This window comes from Amycolatopsis pittospori, assembly GCF_013870525.1.
GTDB classification, from domain to species: domain Bacteria; phylum Actinomycetota; class Actinomycetes; order Mycobacteriales; family Pseudonocardiaceae; genus Amycolatopsis; species Amycolatopsis pittospori.
The window spans coordinates 48,464-64,073 of record NZ_JACBXD010000013.1 but is presented as its reverse complement, the minus strand read 5'-3'; the positions used below and the strand labels follow the sequence as shown (position 1 = coordinate 64,073).

The window sequence follows — 15,610 nt, the reverse complement described above, 5'->3', positions numbered from 1 at the left end:
ATTGAGAACTACCGTTGTCCTCATGCCCATGACGCTGATCAAAGGTACGTTCCAGCTTGTCGGAGCCTCACCGGACGGCGATTCGGTGCGGTTCTATCCCGACGACCCCGAGGCGACGAAGAAGGCCGGGCTGAAGGTCCGGCTCAATTCCCGGGGTGGGATGCAGTTGCGGCTCGACGCGATCGACGCACTCGAAACCCATTACCAGGCCAGGGGAACCGGCGGGATGTGGCATCAACCCGCGGAATTCGCGGACGCCGCCGCAGCGGGCCTGCTGAAGGGCCTCGGCTTCAAAACCGTGGAACGCGACGAACGGGGAAGGGTCACTTCCGCGACCCCGATCAAGGTAGCGGGTCACATACTGACGCGATTCGCGGACAAATACGGACGGGCGGTGGCGTTCGCCTTTCCCGGACAACGACCGGGAAGGTCGGCGGACCTTTCCCAGGTCCATCTCGACGTCAAAACGCTGAAGAACTCGGCCAACTACCGGCAGGTCGCGGACGGGCTCGCCTACCCGACGTTCTATTCACTGCTTTTCCCCGATCTCCGTGACGCCTTGGCCGAGGCAGCGGGCAAGGCGCGCAAGGACGGGCGCGGGCTGTGGCCCCGGGACGTCACGAACTCCGGGTTCAAGCTCTCCTCACGGCGGCAACTCGCCGACGAACTGGTGATCCTGCCGAAACTGTTCCGAAGGCTCGTCGACTATCTCGCGCTCGACGAGAGCGGCGGAGTCTCGCTGACCGGGTTCTCCGCCTTCCTCGACTCCCGCAACGACCGGCTGTTCACCGTCCCGGACGGGCACGCGACGGAGTTCGAGACGCTGGTGAGCGTGAAGCGGCAGACCGTGAACCTGACGATCGAACCCGAACGGATCGTCTTCATCGAGGCATGACGCCATCGATGTAGGGAAAAAGACCGTACCTCCTCCCCCCTCCGACGTGCTCATCTGAAAGGTGGGAGAGGGAGCCGATGCAAGCAGACAGTTCGCACCGGTCGGAGGAGGCCGACGGCCGGATGGAGCCAGCCGCGAAACTCATCGACGCCGTTCGAGTCCTGGTCGTGCGCTACTGCCGGGCACGGATCGGACGGCGCTCGGGTACCTACGACGCCGCCGACGCGGTCGCGCGGGACAGTTGTCTCGCGATCCTCGCCGGCGCCGCCGAGGCGCCCGCCCTTCTCGCGCTCGCGTACGAGGTCACGCGGGGCCGGGTCGACTTCTTCCACCTGACCGCCGCCGAAGTCCCGAACCCGCTTTCGGGACTGCCGAGCACGCAGCGCGAGATCATGGTGCTGCGGTCACTCGTCGGGCTTTCCGCCGACGACACCGCGCTGGCGCTCGGCTGCACGGTGCACGCCGTCCGGCTGGGCCAGCACCGGGCGCTCACCACCCTGCGCCCCACCCCCGCTTGATGCATTTAGTCCTCTGAATGCGGTAGTACGCACCACGAACCACCGCATCCAGAGGACTAAACGCAGTCCGCCACTCCGCCCGCCCCTCGTCCCATGACGGCCACATGCCATGCGCCGGCCGGTCACCCGCGTTTAGTCCTCTGAATGCGGTAGTTGCGCGTGCATCTACCGCATCCAGAGGACTAAACGCGGTCGGTGGCGCATTCGGCGGCGCGGTTCAGGAGCAGGGTGCGTTCCCGGTCGTTCCCGGTCATCTCCGCCGCGCGCTCGAACTCCACGCGCGCCTCGTCGAGACGGCCGAGCTTCGCCAGGAAGTCGCCGCGCACGCTCGGCAGCAGGTGGTACGACTTCAGCGCGGGCTCCGACGTCAGCTTGTCGACGACCTCGAGCCCCGCCTCCGGCCCGAAGGCCATCGAAAGGGCGACGGCCCGGTTCAGCTCGATCACCGGCGACGGGTTCAGCTTCCCGAGCCCTTCGTACAGGACGGCGATGCGTTCCCAGTCGGTCTCTTCGCCGGTCCGCGCCCGCGCGTGGCAGGCGGCGATGGCGGCCTGCGCCGCGTAGACGCCGAAAGCGCCGTCGGCCAGCGACTCGGCGAGTTCCAGCGCGGCGAGCCCCCGGCCGATCAGGATCCGGTTCCACTTCGCCCGGTCCTGGTCCATCAGCAGCACGGGTTCGCCGTTCGGGCCGACGCGGGCGGCGGACCGCGAAGCCTGGATCTCCATCAGCGAAACGAGCCCGTGCACCTCGGGTTCCTTCGGCATGAGCCCGGCGAGGATCCGGCCGAGCCGCAGCGCCTCCTCGCACAGTCCCGGCCGCATCCAGTCCTCGCCCGCGGTCGCGGAATACCCCTCGTTGAAGATCAGGTAGATCACTTCGAGCACTGAGGACAGCCGGGCGATCCTGTCGTCGCCCTCGGGCACCTCGAACGGCACCTTGGCGTCGCCGAGCGTCTTCTTGGCCCGGACGATCCGCTGTGCGATGGCGGTTTCCTTGGCCAGGAACGCCCGCGCGATCTCATGCGTCTGGAGCCCGCCGATCATCTTCAGCGTGAGCGCCACCCTCGCCTCGGTCGAGAGCACCGGGTGGCAGGCGGTGAACACCAGCCGCAGCAGATCGTCCTCGATGTGGTCGTCGAGCCCCGCGGTGAAGTCGGGTTCCTCCTCGAACTCCTGCTCGCGGCCGATCTCGCCGAGTTTCCGCTCGTATCGCTCGTTGCGCCGGAAGGTGTCGACGGCGCGGCGTTTGGCGGTGGTCATGAGCCAGGCGCCCGGATTCCTCGGGACACCCGACTCAGGCCACTGTTCGAGCGCGGCGACCAGCGCGTCCTGCGCCAGTTCCTCGGCGAGGCCGACGTCGCGTGTCATCCGCGCCAGACCGGCGATGAGGCGGGGCGACTCGATCCGCCACACCGCGTCGATCGCCGATCGGGGGTCTGCTGTTGCCGTCACGCCGACCAATCAACAGCGTCGGCGCGACGACCGCAACCACTAGTTCGCTTCGGCCTGCTTCCGCAGGTTCTGCTCGAACTCCACGATCTCGGGGGTCGCGTTGTCGAAGTCCTCCAGCTCGGCGATCTGGCGGATTTCGATCTCGCCCTCGCGGAACGGCGCGCGCTTCATCCATTCGACGACCTCGGCCCGGTCCTTGACCTGCAGGATCCAGAAACCCGCGATCAGTTCCTTGCTCTCGGCGAAGGGCCCGTCGACGACCCTGGCCTCGGTGGTGCCGGAGTACTGGATACGGAAACCCGAGGCGCTGGGGAGCAGTCCTTCACCCGCGAGCATGACGCCGGCCTTCACCAGCTCTTCGTTGAACTTGCCCATCTCCTGCAGGTCCTCGGCACTCGGCTGCGCACCGGCCGCGTCGGTCTGCTCGTCGCTCTTGACAATCACCATGAACCGCATCTCGCGTCTCCGTTCCCGGCGGGGCTCGTCCCTGCCACATCAACGCGTCGATCGGGCATCCCCGGATTCGACACGCTCCCCAAAAGTTTTTCCGCGAGTATTCGAGCAGCCGCGAAACCGCAGGTCAACCACCCATGGTGCACTCTGCCGCCGCATCCCCACCACCCACCCTCAGGGGACGCGCTCCGCGCGACTGGAACAATCCGGAGGTGTCCGCTCTCCCCGAAACCCTCCGCTCCGCCCTAGACGCAGAGCTGGGCCGATACCCCCAGCACCGGCTGACGCAGTCCGTCGAGCGGCTCAGCTCGCGCTACCGCGAGAACAACCCGGCGACGGCTCCGATCCTGTCGTCCGAGGCCGACATCGCCGCGTACGCGGGCTACCGGATGCCGGCCACCTACGCGGCCGTACACGCTGTCCTCGCCGAAGCCGCCCTTCGCGCCCCCGGGTTCGCTCCGCGTACGCAGATCGACATCGGCGGCGGCACCGGCGCGGCGATCTGGGCGGCGGCCGACGTCTGGCCTTCGCTGGAGGAGAGCACCGTCGTCGAGCAGGTCCCCGGTGCGATCGCGCTCGGACGGCGGCTCGCGGGGAACGCCGGGGAGAAGGCCGTCCGCGGCTCGACCTGGCAACGCGGCCTGATCGACCCGGCCGCCCCCGCGCCGGACGCCGACCTGGTGACCCTCTCCTACGTCCTCGGTGAACTGTCCCAGGACCGCCGGGCCGACGTCGTCCGCTGGCTGTCGGCGAAGGCCGGGATGCTGGTGCTGATCGAGCCTGGCACCCCGGCGGGTTACGAACGGATCGTCGAAGCACGGGATCAACTCGTCGGACTCGGCCTCTCCCTGGTCGCGCCCTGCCCGCACGAGGGCGACTGCCCGATCCCGCGTGGCAAGGACTGGTGCCATTTCTCCGCCCGGCTCCCGCGCACCGGTCTGCACCGCCAGCTCAAATCCGGGACGCTCGGCTTCGAGGACGAGAAGTTCTCCTACGTCGTCGCTTCCCGCGCGACGCCGGAGCGCGCCGAGGGCCGGATCCTGCGGCATCCGGCCAAACGCAAGGGCATGGTCAGCCTGTCGCTCTGCGCCGAGGCGGGTCTCACCGAAACGATCGTCACCAAACGGCACGGCCAGGCCTATCGCGCGGCCCGCGACGCCGAATGGGGCGACGCCTGGCCGAGTTAGTCCACAGTGGACTGACGAGTGCGCCGGACGAGGTTGCCGACGACGGTGAGCAGCGCACCGAGCGCCGGGTTGTCGTTGCCGCGCCGCCACATGAGTTCGAGTTCCACCGGATGGCCCTCGATGCCGTCCACCGGACGGAGCACGACGCCCTCGAGCCGCAGCGCGGCGGCCGCGGCCGGCACCAGCGCGACACCGAAATTCGCCTTCACCAACGCCAGTACGGTGTGCACCTGACCGAGGTATTGCGTGTACGCCGGAAGCACCCGCGCGGTGCGGAACACCGCCACGACCACGTCGTGGAAGTACCGGCCCTCCGACGGCGAATACATGATGAACGGTTCGCGGTCGAAATCGCGGACGTCGGGATTCTTCTTGCGCCGCGCCAAAGGATGCGCCGACGGCAGGGCCGCGAGCAACGGTTCGCGCCACAGCGGCAGGGTCACGATGTCGCCCCCGGTCACCGGCGGCCGGATCATCCCGACGTCGATCCCACCCGCCAGCACCTCTTCCACTTGCGCCGAAGTCGCCATTTCCCGTAGCACCAGATCGACGCCCGGCAATTCCGCGTTCTTCGCCGCCAGCACCCGATCCAGGTACGAAAACGCCGCCGTGGCGGTGAACCCGAGCGTGACGACCCCGACCTCCCCCTGTTTCGCCCGGCGGACGTACAGCGTCGCCTCTTGCGACGAACGCAGTATTTTCCTTGCCTCGGCGAGAAAAACCCGTCCGGCGGGTGTCAGGCGGACCGTGCGGTGCGTACGGTCGAAAAGTTCGACCCCCAGTTCCCGCTCCAGCAACTGGATCCGCCTGCTCAACGGCGGCTGGGTCATCGAAAGCCGCTCCGCCGCCCGGCCGTAGTGCAGTTCCTCGGCCACCGCGACGAAACTCACCAGCTGCTCCAGGGAAAACACTTATCCAGTCTAGGTATCAATCCACGCCGAACAAGCGCCTTCTCGGTATCATTCAGGCCCCTACCCCGGTCAGCGAACACCCATCCGCGCGGCCAGGTGGGCACCAATCGTCCGTTCAGCCGGTTTCGACATGCCGGTCTGCGCATAGGGTGGGGCCACGCCCGCAGTCCTGGTCCTCGACGACGGCGTCCGTCGGCGACCTCTGGAGGACCTATGTGCGTGCGCATTCTCGAAATCCGGACCAAGCGGGAGAACCCGGTTCTCCGGCTGCTGGTCCGCATTCAGCTCAAGGCCTCCTGGCGCTGAGCGCAGGCGCGCAGCCTGCTGATCGCCCGATGCTTCGTCACCCGCACCCGCACCGACGTCGTGCCCAGTGCCTTCGCGGTCTCGTTCGACGTCAGCTGCCCGACCACCCGCAGCCCCACGACGTCCCGATGGGAGACCGGCAGCATCCGCATCAACCTGCCGAGCCGGATCCCGAGTTCGTCGCGCAGGGCGCGCTGCTCCGGTTCGTCCGCGGCGCCCGCCGCGCGCTCCGGGAGCTCGCCGGTCAGGATCTGCCTGCTCCGCGCCGCCTTCCGATAGACGTCGGCGACCTTGTTCGCCGCGATGGCGCGGATGAGGAACAGGAAGGAACCGCCGCGCCTGCCGTAGGCCGGGATCGCGATGAAGACCGCGAGACAGATCTCTTGCGCGACGTCCGCGGGTTCGAGGTAGGTCAGGGCGCCGCCGCCCAGCCGCGTGTCGGCGTACCGCTTCGCCCAGGGCACGAGGGCCGCCATGAGGTCGTCCATGCCGCGCGGTTCACCGACCGCCGCCGCCTTCGCGAGTTCGTCCCATCCGGTGGGCGAAACCCACGGCTCGCCGGTTCTTCGCGGCGGAAAATCATCGTCACCCATCGTCCCGCTCCCCGAGGCTGAGAAACCCGGCCGCCAGGGTCTGGGACGGATGCGCACCGGCCGGGTGTCCTCGTCCGGCGCGGTGGACTCCACCAACGGTAGTCGAGGAGCCCGAAAGGCTCAATCGACGAAGGTCTGCGACCGATTGTCCGCCTAGGGGGAAAACCGGACAGATTCCCACCGATGGTCTGGACAAGTTAGTACCCGAGACGTAACTTTCCGTGCCGAGACCCCTCGCCAAGGTCACGACCAGGCCGGGAACGCGCCCCCGGCCGACATCCGCAAGCACCGCCGTGGTGCGCGTTCGCGCCCCGCGGCGGGATCCAGCCGAGGAGTGAGCTGTGCGCATCCCCAAGAAAGTCCGGCGCGTTCTGACCGCGATGGCGGTCGTTCTCCCCCTGGTCACCGGTGTTTCGGCACTTTCGGCACCTGCCGCGGTCGCCGCCGGTCCCGATCCACTGCCGCTGACCGTCACCAACAATTCGAACCGCTCCGACGCGGTCTACCTCTACGTGCTCGGCACGAACCTCAGCACCGGCAAGCTCGGCTACGTCGACGCCGGTGGCGCGTTCACCCCGTGGCCGCCCGGCGCGAACCCGCCGAGTCCCGCGCCGGACGTCGCGATCGGGGGCCCCGGCAACGGAGGCTCGACGACCATCCGAATCCCGCGGATGCTCTCGGGCCGCGTGTATATGTCGTTCGGGCAGAAGATCAAGTTCTTCCTGACGCCGGACGGCCTGGTGCAGCCGGCGCCCTGGGCCGACGGTGATCCGAACCGGGACACCCTGTTCGACTGGAGCGAATTCACCTACGACAACGGCGGCCTGTTCATCAACAGTTCACAGGTCGACATGTTCAGCGTCCCGCACGCCGTCGGGCTGACCAACGGCGCCGGTGAGAACAAGGAGGCCGGACGTCTCAAGGACAACGGCCGCGAGAACATCTTCAACGCCGTCCAAGGGCAGGCCGGCTTCTCGAACCTGGCCTACAACCGGCTGCGGGTCCTCGCCCCGGGCAAGGGCCTCGAAACCGGCAAGTTCAGCGGGAACTACCTCGACGGCTACGTCACCAGGGCCTGGGACGCCTACAAGTCGACGCCGCTGACCGTGGTCCCGTTCGAGGCCGACCCCGGCACCAAGTTCACCGGCAAGACCGGCGACGACAACGTCATGCGGTTCACCAGCACTTCGGGCGCGACGGTGGCGTCGTTCGACAAGCCGTCCACGCGCGACGTCTTCAACTGCGACGGCAAGCTGCAGGCGCCGAACGACCAGACCGTCGGGCCGATCGCGCGGACCCTGTGCGCGGCGCTCCACCGGTCGACCCTCGGCACCCTGCACACGCAGCCGACGTACGACGCCGGCCAGTTCTACAAGGAATCCGTGACCGACCACTACTCGCGGATCGTGCACGAGCAGATGGTCGACGGTAAGGCGTACGGATTCGCCTTCGACGACGTCGGTCACTTCGAGTCGCTGGTGCACGACGGGGACCCGCGCACCGCGCGGATCACCCTGACCGCGTTCTAGAGGTTCACCGCGCCCCGCTCCCGATCCGCCAGGCCGACAGGCCGATCCCGCTCGGTTTGAGCGAGAACGCCGGCGGCTCGGGAGTGCGGGAGCGTGCCAGCTCCTCCGGCATGTAGCGCACACATTTCCGGTGCCATTCCAGGATTCCGGACATCCATTCCTTCAGGTTGTCCGCGTACCGGGTCAGCACCGCGCGGACCTCGTCGTCGAGGCCGAGGTCGTCGCACATCCGCGGCAGGTCCTCGTCCGCGAGCTGTTCGAACTGTTCCATCCGCGCGTTCATCAGGCGGGCGGTGAGATCCCTGGCCTGGAACCGGTCCACGCCCATGAACCGCTCGACGACGTGGACGAGGTTGTGCACCTCGCCCTCGTACTCGATCTCCTTCTGGTACGAGAAGAGGTCGTTGGTGAACGCCGCGTAGTCCTGAGCCGCGGTGTCGAGTTCGTGCAGGACCCGGTTCTGGTAGATCTCCGGCGGCACGACGTCGCCGAGTTCCAGCCGCGCGAGGCTCTTCGTCAGGTCGGAGCCGAACGTCCGCCGCCGCATCTCCACGTAGTCGACCGGGTCCGGGATCCGGTTCTGCGCCTGGTTCGCCACCTCCCAGACCCAGCTCGCGGTCATACTCTCGATCGCCCGCCGGAAATCCGCTCGTGCCGGCGGACTCAACGGTCCCGCGGTGCGCTTCCACAGGTCGACGAGGCCGACCTCCACCGGATTCGTGGGCGGTGGCACCGGTTCGCCGTCGAGCGGCATGAACAGGGAAAGCCGGTCGCTGCAGAGCTTCGCGGCCAACGGGTCCCGCCGCATCCCGAAGATCAGCGGGAAGTAGTCGTCGCCGTAGGTGCCCCACGCGAGCCAGTCCGACGACAGTTTGAGCTGTTCGAGGCCCGAGTCGGCGTGGATCATCGCCGCGCAGTGCGGGAAATCGAAGCCGCGGAAGCGGCGCTCGTCCCAGACCCCGCCCTGCTCGACGCCCGGAATCGAGTCGAACATGCCCATCTCCCGCGCCCAGCCGGGGGCGTACTCCCGGGCGGCGGCGAGGTGCGGGCTCGTGCGGATCGGGTACGGCATGCGGAATTCGGGCAGCGGCAGCCTGCCGACGGGCGCGAACGGCGGGGGTGCCTGCTGCCGGGTCCGCTGGACCAGCCCCAGCCGGTTCGGTGAGAGCCGCAGCGATTCGGTACCGAGTCCCGTCGGCCCGCTGAACGGTCCGTTCGCGCCGGAAACCGTGCCCTCGTTCATGTACCGGCTCGACTTCGCGTGCCATTCGTGGCCGCCGGACTGCCAGTCCTGCAGACCCTTGACGTACAGGCCGATCCCGATCTGTTCGGTCAGCGGGACGTCGTGTTCGGCCAGCAGCGCGGGCACTTCGGTGATCGCGGTGTTCTCGAACTGCTGCAGCCGCGACGTCAGCAGGTCGTTGGTGAGTTCGGCGGCCTCCTGCGTCGAGCAGTCGAGGAACTCCTCGAAGACGAGGACGGCGTTGGAGTTCTCGCCCTCTTCACGCACCTCACGTTGGTAGGAGAAGAGGTCGTTGCGCAGGTGGACGGCGTCGGCGAAGGTGTCGCGCAGGACCTCCATCGGCCTGGTCGACGCGACCTTGTCCGGCACTTCGGCGCCGACGGCGTACTCGATCAGGTTGGCCGACCACGGCGCCCCGCCGACACGACGGCGCATCTGGATGTACTCGATGGGGTTCGCGATCCGGCCGCGGTCGATGTTGTCCAGTTCCCACAGCGATTCGACCATCAGATTGTGCGTACTGGTGACGAATCGCCGTCGCCAGGCCTCCGACATCGACGGAATGGTGCGTTCCCAAAGGTCCTTGAGTCCGGCTTCGGCGGGATTCTCCGGTTCCGGCGGAGTTTCCCCCGGGCCGGTCATGAACAGTTCCAACCGGTCGAGATAGGCCTTGGCGCCGTCGGTATTCCGGGTGTACTTGAATTGCGCGAGGAAATCGTCGTCGAAGAAGAACACCCAGACGTACCAGTCCGTGACCAGATCGAGGGACGGCCCGTCACAGTCCGGATGAGTGTGCGCGCAGAGCAGCGCGTAATCCATCTTCGCCAGCGCCCGCTCGGTCCAGACGACGTCACCGGACGGGGCGGGCGAATCGAGCATGCCCATTTCCCTGGCCCAAGCCATGCTGTGCGCTCGTGCCGCTTCCAAGTGCGGGTTGATCCGCGCCGGATGCGGCACGTAGAACTCGGGCAAGGTGAAAGCCTGCATCTGCGGTTGCCTCCCGGGCGGACGTCGAGTGCGTCTCGCACATTTCCAGCCGATGCCCGCGCCCGGCTACGGCCACCCGAGCGATTCGGCGCACCAAGGAGTGAACCGTTTCCGTCAGCGCCAAAGAGACGCGGAGTCGATATACGGCGCGAGAAGTCCCGTCAATACCGCGTCACCGTTTCCTTTGAGTTCGTCCTCGGCGATCCGCCGGGCGACACCGACCAGGAAATCGGCGACCTGCACCCGCGGATCGGTCCGCGAATCCACGAACTTCACCCCGGCCAGCCCCGGGCTCGACTCGATTTCGGCGAGCCGTTCCCCCTTGAGCGACGGCTGTTCGTCGTGGACGAGGAAGACCGGCTCGCCGTCCTCACTCCAGCGTTCGACGGCGCGGAGGATGGCGGGGACCAGCGGATCGAGCACCTTGGCGTCCCGGAGCCCGGCCACCCGCGCCCGCAGTCCGGGGGTGTCGCCGACCATGGCGAAGAACGACCCGGCCGCGGGGTCCCGCCGGTTCCGGGTCCGCAGCACGTCGTTGAACGCGGCCAGGAGTTCGCCGCTTGGTGGGACGTCACCGCCGAGGAGCGCGCGGAGTTCGTTCTCCAGGAGCAGTTTCTTGTCCACGAGGTACACATGCGCGCACCCCTGGACCGGGCCGCGCGGGCCGAGGAACCATTCGAGGACCCGCCGGTGTTTCGTGCGGAGCAGATGGTTGGCCTTGTACTCGACCGCCGGCGACCGGATCCTGCGGCGCAGTTCGACCAGGCAGTCCCCGGCCTCGCCGGCACTCAGCCGGACCCCCGCGTGCGCGAACACGTCGGTCTGCCCGCCGATCAGCTTCTCGCCCTCGGACCCGGACTCGTCACAGGCGATCTCCAGGGGCACGGTGGCCGATCTTGCCCGATCAGACCGGCGCCGTCGACCATTATGCGGGTTCGGGCAGCGGCTCACCGGTCTCGAGCAGCGTCTTCAGGCTGGACAGGATCGACGGCCAGCCGCCCTTGACCATCTCCAGCGCGGTGCTGCCCTCGTCGAAACCGTCGTGGACCACGGTCAGCTTCACCGTGTCGCCGACGGGCTCGAGGTCGAACGTCACCTTCGACCTCGACTCGGCCTGGAGCTTCGCCGACACGTCGTCGTCGAGCCCCACGGACTTGGCGAACTCCGGGGTGAAGGTGTGCCAGGTGTAGGACAGCCGCCGGTACGGATCGGACTCCAGCACCACCTGCTCGGCGTCCTCCAGCTTCACGCCGAGCTGGTCCCAGGCCATCATCGACCCGGCCTTCCAGTCCGAAGTGAACTCGCAGCCCCAATACCGTTTGGTGAAGACCGGATCGGTCAGCGCCCGCCAGAGCCGCTCCGGCGTCGTCTTGATGTAGCTGGTGTACACGAATTCGTTGCTGCCCATGGGTTCCTGCTCCAATGCCTGCTTCAGGTCGGCGAGCGCGCCGACCCGGCCCTGGTGGTACCGGTCGATCCAGCGCTCGGCGATCGCGTTGATCGGCTCCGCGTTCACGTAGTGCAACTTCTCGCGGCCGCGCCATACCGTGGTCACGAGATTGGCCGCCTCCAGCACGGCCAGATGCTTGCTGACCGACTGCCGCGCCATGTCCAGCCCCGCGCACAACTCGCGCAGGGTCTGCCCGTTGCGGGCGTTCAGGTCGTCGAGCAGCCTGCGGCGGCTGGGGTCGGCCAGCGCCTTGAACACGTCGTCCATGTCGCCTTCCAGATATGCAGCCTTTCAGCTGCCTTTGCAGATTAGGCAGCCGTGCGGCTGCGTGTCAAGCCGGACCGGGGTCGCCCGTCGGAAAGAAGATCGCGCTCATCACGTGCGGCTTCCGCCCCGCCCCCGGTCCGTTCATCGCCCGCGCCTTGAACACCGCGAGCAGATCGTCGACGAACTCCGCGAGCTCCTCCGGCGTGAGCCACAAGGTCCCCTGCCGATAGCCAACCGAGTCGGCGGCGGGATCCGAGCCATCCCGGTCCAGATACGCGGTGAACTCGGAGAGCAGGGCGGCCATCGCGGCGGCGAAACCCCGCCGGTGGTCGTCCAGCGACATCGCCTCGGCGTCGGCGAGGTCGATCCGCGCCTTGTCGGCGCTCAGGCGGTAGTGCCGCTCGACGGCGCCGTGCACGCGCTGCTCGTCGACGATCCGCAGGATCCCCGCCTCGGCCAGCAGTCCGACGTGCCGGTACGCGGACGTTTTGGGAACGTCGGGCATTCGCGCACACAGCTCGGATGTCGTCCGCGTGACGCCGCCGTACATCGCGTTCACGATGCGCAGCCGGACTGGATGCAGGAGAAGGTCGAGAGTGTTCACCCCTCGAACGATTCCATAACTGGTACCGTTCCCAAAACTGGGAACGGAGACCTCATGGCCCGCTTGACCGCCGACGCGGTGATCCCGCTCGGCACCCTCGACCCCGCAGCGCCGCTGGACGACCTCGACTGGCTGGGCAAAGCGATCGGCGACGCGCGCGTGGTCGCGATCGGCGAGAGTTCGCACTACAACCACGAGTTCGTCCAGCTACGCCACCGTGTCCTGCGCTACCTGGTCGAGCGGCAGGGCTTCAAGGCCTTCGCGTTCGAGTCCGGCTTCGCGGAAAGCCGGCTGGTCGGCGATTGGGTCCACGGCGGCGAGCAGGACCTCGGCCACGTCCTCGCGAACGGGATGACCTCTCTGACCGGCCTGTGGACGGAGGTCCGCGACCAGCTGACGTGGCTGCGCGACCACCCGGTCGGCTGTTACGGCATCGACCTCGGCGGCTCGAACATCTCACTGCTGCCGGGCCTGGACGTCGTCCTCGGCTACCTCGCGGCGGCCGACCCGGACTTCGAACCCGATCCGGCCATCCGGACCACGGCGAGCGCTTTCGCCGCCGAGTCCCCTTTTTCGATCCCTGCCGCGATCGGTGAGCACGGAAAGCTCCCCGCCGAGGCCAAGGACGCCCTGACCGCACGGCTCGCCGGACTCGCCACACACTTCTCCGCTCGCCGGCTGGACTACTCGGGCAGGACCGGCGTAGCCGCGTACGAACACGCCTTGCTCACACTGCGGACAGTGATCACCCTCGACGCCGTCGTCCGCGCGATGACCGCCGGCGACATGCGCACGGCACTCGAAGCCCGCGACGCCACCATCGCCGACACCGTCGAACAGATCCTGCGCCATGAGGACCGGATCGTGCTCGGCGCGCACAACGGCCACGTCCAGCGCTGGCGCGGCACCATGCCGGGCGTCCCACCGGCGGCGCCGATGGGCCTGTTCCTCGCCGACCGGTTCGGCGCGGACTATCTCGCCATCGGCACCACGTCGGGTACCGGCGAGATCCTGAGCGAAGGGCCCGACTTCTACGCGGGCAAGTTCTTCAGCGCCCTCGAAGCGCCTCGCCCGGACAGTCTCGACGGCGTACTGGATGCGAGCCATGACGGGCTCTTCGCGACCGACCTACGTTCACTGTCCGAAAGGGACACTGCGACGCTGCGGGCCGTCACCGAGCAACGGATGGGGTCGTTCTACTCCGGCGTGAACGCGCTCGACGCCTTCGACATCCTCGTCCACGTGCCACGGGTCTCCCCGGCCGAACCGGACCTCGACGCACTCGAACACGCACCGGATGAGGCGCGGGAGATGTTCGCGAAGTGGATCGCTTCGCGCGGTAAGGAAAAGTGACTCCGCTTGCGCCGGACGGGGTGGCGATGGTGCCCGCTCCGTCGTCGATCGTTCCGGAGTTCCTCAGGAACCTGGTCGGACTGCGCGAACGGGTTCCTTGGCGTGGGCCGCGTAGTGGGCGGTGACGATCGCGCCCGACATGGCCAGGATCAGGCCCGCGACGGTGAAGGTGATGAAGCCGTCGCGGACCCGGTCGTCCAGGAAGACCAGGCCGATGACCGAGGACAACGCCGTGTTCGTGGTGAACATGATCGCGTTGACCGTCGTCGCGCCGCTCTTCTGCAGTGCCAGGGCGAACGCGACCGCCGCGGCCAGGCCGTTGAGGATCATCGCCCAGACGGCCGGTTCCACCAGGATCGCCCAGCCCGACGACGGAACCTCCAGGGTGCGCGCCGAAACGCCGACCATGCTGAAGCCGACTCCCGTCGCGAAGCCGAGCACCTGCGCGGCCCAGGAGGTGTCGAATCGCCTGAAGTACCAGGCGATCGCCCCCACCACCAGCGCCATCGCGGGCAGGACCCAGCGCCACGCCGTCGGGAGCACCTCGGCCGGACCAGGCTGCGCCGACAGACCCAACAGGACCAGGCCGACCGCCCCGACACCCAGCGCGACCCAGCCCGGCATCGCCAGCCGGGTACCCATGAACGCGGTGATCGCGGCCGTCACCCCGACGCTGAACGCCAGCACCGACTGGACGAGGAACAACGGCAGCCGATGCAACGCGGCCGCCGCGCAGGCGAAGCCGATCAGGTCGACGCCGATGCCCAGGAAGTAGACCCATTGACGCCGCAGGTGCACCAGGTCCAGCGCGCTGCCGCCGTAAGCGCCCGCGCGGCGGACGCCGACCGACTCCAGCACCGAGCCGCTACCCGAGGCCAGCGCCGCCAGCAGGGCGAGGACGTATCCGACGATCACCCCCGCAGTCTGTCAGCCGCGCTCCGGCACTCCGGGCTCACACCCTGGCGGACGACAAAGCAACCGCTTAGTATGCGAGGTGAGCCAAGGAGGCCGACGTGACTCAGTCCGATTTGGACACTGTCCGGTACGCCGTGGACGGCGCCATCGCCACCATCACCTTCGACAAACCCGGGCGCGGCAACGCGATGAACCAGGAGATGCAGGTCCGCTACGGCGCGTTACTGGGCGAGGCCTCCGCCGACCCGCGGGTCCGTGCGGTCGTCGTCACCGGCAGCGGGCGTTCCTTCTGCCCCGGCGCCGATCTGAGCCTCCTGGAAGGCATCTCGACCAGCACCGCGGCCGTCCCGGAACACGAAGGCTTCCGCGACGTACTCGCCGCCGCGTATGCTGACGTTCCCGTCGTCGCGGCGATCAACGGCGGTTGCGCCGGGCTCGGGTTCGTGATCGCCTGCGCCGCCGACATCCGGTTCGCCGCGGCGGGCGCGAAGTTCACCACCGCGTTCGCCCGGCGCGGCCTCATCGCCGAATACGGTGTCGCGAAGCTGCTGCCGGAACTCGTCGGCCGAGGCCGCGCGCTCGACCTTCTGCTGTCCGGCCGGACCTTCACCGCCGAACAGGCCCATGAGTACGGCCTGGTGCAGGAAGTCGTTCCGGCGGAAGAACTCTCACTGCGCACGCACGCGTACGCGGTGGAACTCGCGACCTACAGCGCACCGCGCTCGATGGCGCTGATGAAACGTCAGGTCATACGGGAAGCGGGACTCTCACTGGAGGAGTCCGCACGCGAAGCCACCGCGCTGATGTTCGATTCCTTCTCCCACCCCGAACTCCCCGAAGGCCTGGCCAGCTGGAACGAACGCCGCCCGCCGAATTTCCCGCCATACCAGGGCCATTCGTCGTAACGACGTGGTACGAGCGGAGCAACATCACCATCGGCGATGACAG

General features: G+C 68.0%; 15 protein-coding genes. 6 read left to right on the top strand and 9 right to left on the bottom strand.

The features are described from left to right. The first annotated feature begins 22 nt into the window (after nt 1–22). Together H5J31_RS10005 and H5J31_RS10000 are read left to right on the top strand one after the other, a co-directional pair. Nucleotides 23–895, top strand: a complete 873-nt coding sequence (locus H5J31_RS10005; protein ID WP_181772210.1) for a nuclease — start codon at nt 23–25, stop codon at nt 893–895. A 77-nt stretch (nt 896–972) separates the two neighbouring features. Then, on the top strand, nt 973–1,413 hold the full coding sequence (locus H5J31_RS10000) for a sigma factor-like helix-turn-helix DNA-binding protein (protein WP_236004904.1): 441 nt from the start codon (nt 973–975) through the stop codon (nt 1,411–1,413). A 182-nt stretch (nt 1,414–1,595) separates the two neighbouring features. On the opposite strand, the gene H5J31_RS09995 is transcribed toward H5J31_RS10000, so the two are convergent. Then, a complete protein-coding gene (locus tag H5J31_RS09995; RefSeq protein WP_181772209.1) occupies nt 1,596–2,873 on the bottom strand; it encodes an RNA polymerase sigma factor in 1,278 nt (425 codons plus the stop codon). 30 nt (nt 2,874–2,903) lie between these two features. Beyond that, a complete protein-coding gene (locus tag H5J31_RS09990) occupies nt 2,904–3,320 on the bottom strand; it encodes a YciI family protein (protein WP_181772208.1) in 417 nt (138 codons plus the stop codon). 209 nt (nt 3,321–3,529) lie between these two features. Here H5J31_RS09990 and H5J31_RS09985 point away from each other — a divergent pair, with 209 nt between their 5' ends. Beyond that, the gene (locus H5J31_RS09985; RefSeq protein ID WP_181772207.1) at nt 3,530–4,504 is read left to right on the top strand and encodes a small ribosomal subunit Rsm22 family protein; all 975 of its coding nucleotides are present in this window, start codon (nt 3,530–3,532) and stop codon (nt 4,502–4,504) included. Here the strand turns inward: H5J31_RS09985 and H5J31_RS09980 are convergent. Continuing rightward, nucleotides 4,501–5,415: a LysR family transcriptional regulator gene (locus H5J31_RS09980; RefSeq protein ID WP_181772206.1), complete on the bottom strand. Its 915-nt coding sequence runs from the start codon at nt 5,413–5,415 to the stop codon at nt 4,501–4,503. The two genes, H5J31_RS09985 and H5J31_RS09980, sit on opposite strands and share 4 nt — an antisense overlap. Before the next feature lie 281 nt (nt 5,416–5,696). Then, the gene (locus H5J31_RS09975) at nt 5,697–6,314 is read right to left on the bottom strand and encodes a sigma-70 family RNA polymerase sigma factor (protein WP_181772205.1); all 618 of its coding nucleotides are present in this window, start codon (nt 6,312–6,314) and stop codon (nt 5,697–5,699) included. Nucleotides 6,315–6,655: 341 nt separating this feature from the next. On the opposite strand from H5J31_RS09975, the gene H5J31_RS09970 reads away from it, so the two are divergent. Further along, on the top strand, nt 6,656–7,843 hold the full coding sequence (locus tag H5J31_RS09970) for a beta-1,3-glucanase family protein (protein ID WP_181772204.1): 1,188 nt from the start codon (nt 6,656–6,658) through the stop codon (nt 7,841–7,843). Nucleotides 7,844–7,847: 4 nt separating this feature from the next. Here the strand turns inward: H5J31_RS09970 and H5J31_RS09965 are convergent, their stop codons facing one another. From H5J31_RS09965 to H5J31_RS09950, 4 genes are all read right to left on the bottom strand, one after another. Beyond that, nucleotides 7,848–10,073 (bottom strand): terpene synthase family protein, encoded by a 2,226-nt coding sequence (locus H5J31_RS09965; RefSeq protein ID WP_181772203.1) that lies wholly within the window; start codon nt 10,071–10,073, stop codon nt 7,848–7,850. Between the two features lie 114 nt (nt 10,074–10,187). After that, the gene (locus tag H5J31_RS09960; protein ID WP_181772202.1) at nt 10,188–10,958 is read right to left on the bottom strand and encodes a DUF3800 domain-containing protein; all 771 of its coding nucleotides are present in this window, start codon (nt 10,956–10,958) and stop codon (nt 10,188–10,190) included. 40 nt (nt 10,959–10,998) lie between these two features. Further along, the gene (locus tag H5J31_RS09955) at nt 10,999–11,790 is read right to left on the bottom strand and encodes an ArsR/SmtB family transcription factor (RefSeq protein WP_181772201.1); all 792 of its coding nucleotides are present in this window, start codon (nt 11,788–11,790) and stop codon (nt 10,999–11,001) included. 64 nt (nt 11,791–11,854) lie between these two features. Beyond that, nucleotides 11,855–12,394, bottom strand: coding sequence for a helix-turn-helix domain-containing protein (locus H5J31_RS09950; RefSeq protein WP_181772200.1), 540 nt, complete (start codon nt 12,392–12,394; stop codon nt 11,855–11,857). A gap of 54 nt (nt 12,395–12,448) precedes the next feature. Here H5J31_RS09950 and H5J31_RS09945 point away from each other — a divergent pair, with 54 nt between their 5' ends. After that, nucleotides 12,449–13,747, top strand: a complete 1,299-nt coding sequence (locus H5J31_RS09945) for an erythromycin esterase family protein (protein WP_181772199.1) — start codon at nt 12,449–12,451, stop codon at nt 13,745–13,747. A gap of 63 nt (nt 13,748–13,810) precedes the next feature. Here H5J31_RS09945 and H5J31_RS09940 read toward each other — a convergent pair whose 3' ends face one another. Continuing rightward, nucleotides 13,811–14,662 (bottom strand): hypothetical protein, encoded by an 852-nt coding sequence (locus tag H5J31_RS09940; RefSeq protein ID WP_181772198.1) that lies wholly within the window; start codon nt 14,660–14,662, stop codon nt 13,811–13,813. 98 nt (nt 14,663–14,760) lie between these two features. Here H5J31_RS09940 and H5J31_RS09935 point away from each other — a divergent pair, with 98 nt between their 5' ends. Then, a complete protein-coding gene (locus H5J31_RS09935; protein WP_328701445.1) occupies nt 14,761–15,567 on the top strand; it encodes an enoyl-CoA hydratase-related protein in 807 nt (268 codons plus the stop codon). The last annotated feature ends 43 nt before the right edge of the window (nt 15,568–15,610 follow it).

Coding starts and splice junctions, on each gene's coding strand:
- H5J31_RS09990 (WP_181772208.1), bottom strand. CDS start 3,320: ATGCGGTTCATGGTGATTGTCAAGAGCGACGAGCAGACCGACGCGGCC.
- H5J31_RS09955 (WP_181772201.1), bottom strand. CDS start 11,790: ATGGACGACGTGTTCAAGGCGCTGGCCGACCCCAGCCGCCGCAGGCTG.
- H5J31_RS10005 (WP_181772210.1), top strand. CDS start 23: ATGCCCATGACGCTGATCAAAGGTACGTTCCAGCTTGTCGGAGCCTCA.
- H5J31_RS09945 (WP_181772199.1), top strand. CDS start 12,449: ATGGCCCGCTTGACCGCCGACGCGGTGATCCCGCTCGGCACCCTCGAC.
- H5J31_RS09965 (WP_181772203.1), bottom strand. CDS start 10,073: ATGCAGGCTTTCACCTTGCCCGAGTTCTACGTGCCGCATCCGGCGCGG.
- H5J31_RS10000 (WP_236004904.1), top strand. CDS start 973: ATGCAAGCAGACAGTTCGCACCGGTCGGAGGAGGCCGACGGCCGGATG.
- H5J31_RS09975 (WP_181772205.1), bottom strand. CDS start 6,314: ATGGGTGACGATGATTTTCCGCCGCGAAGAACCGGCGAGCCGTGGGTT.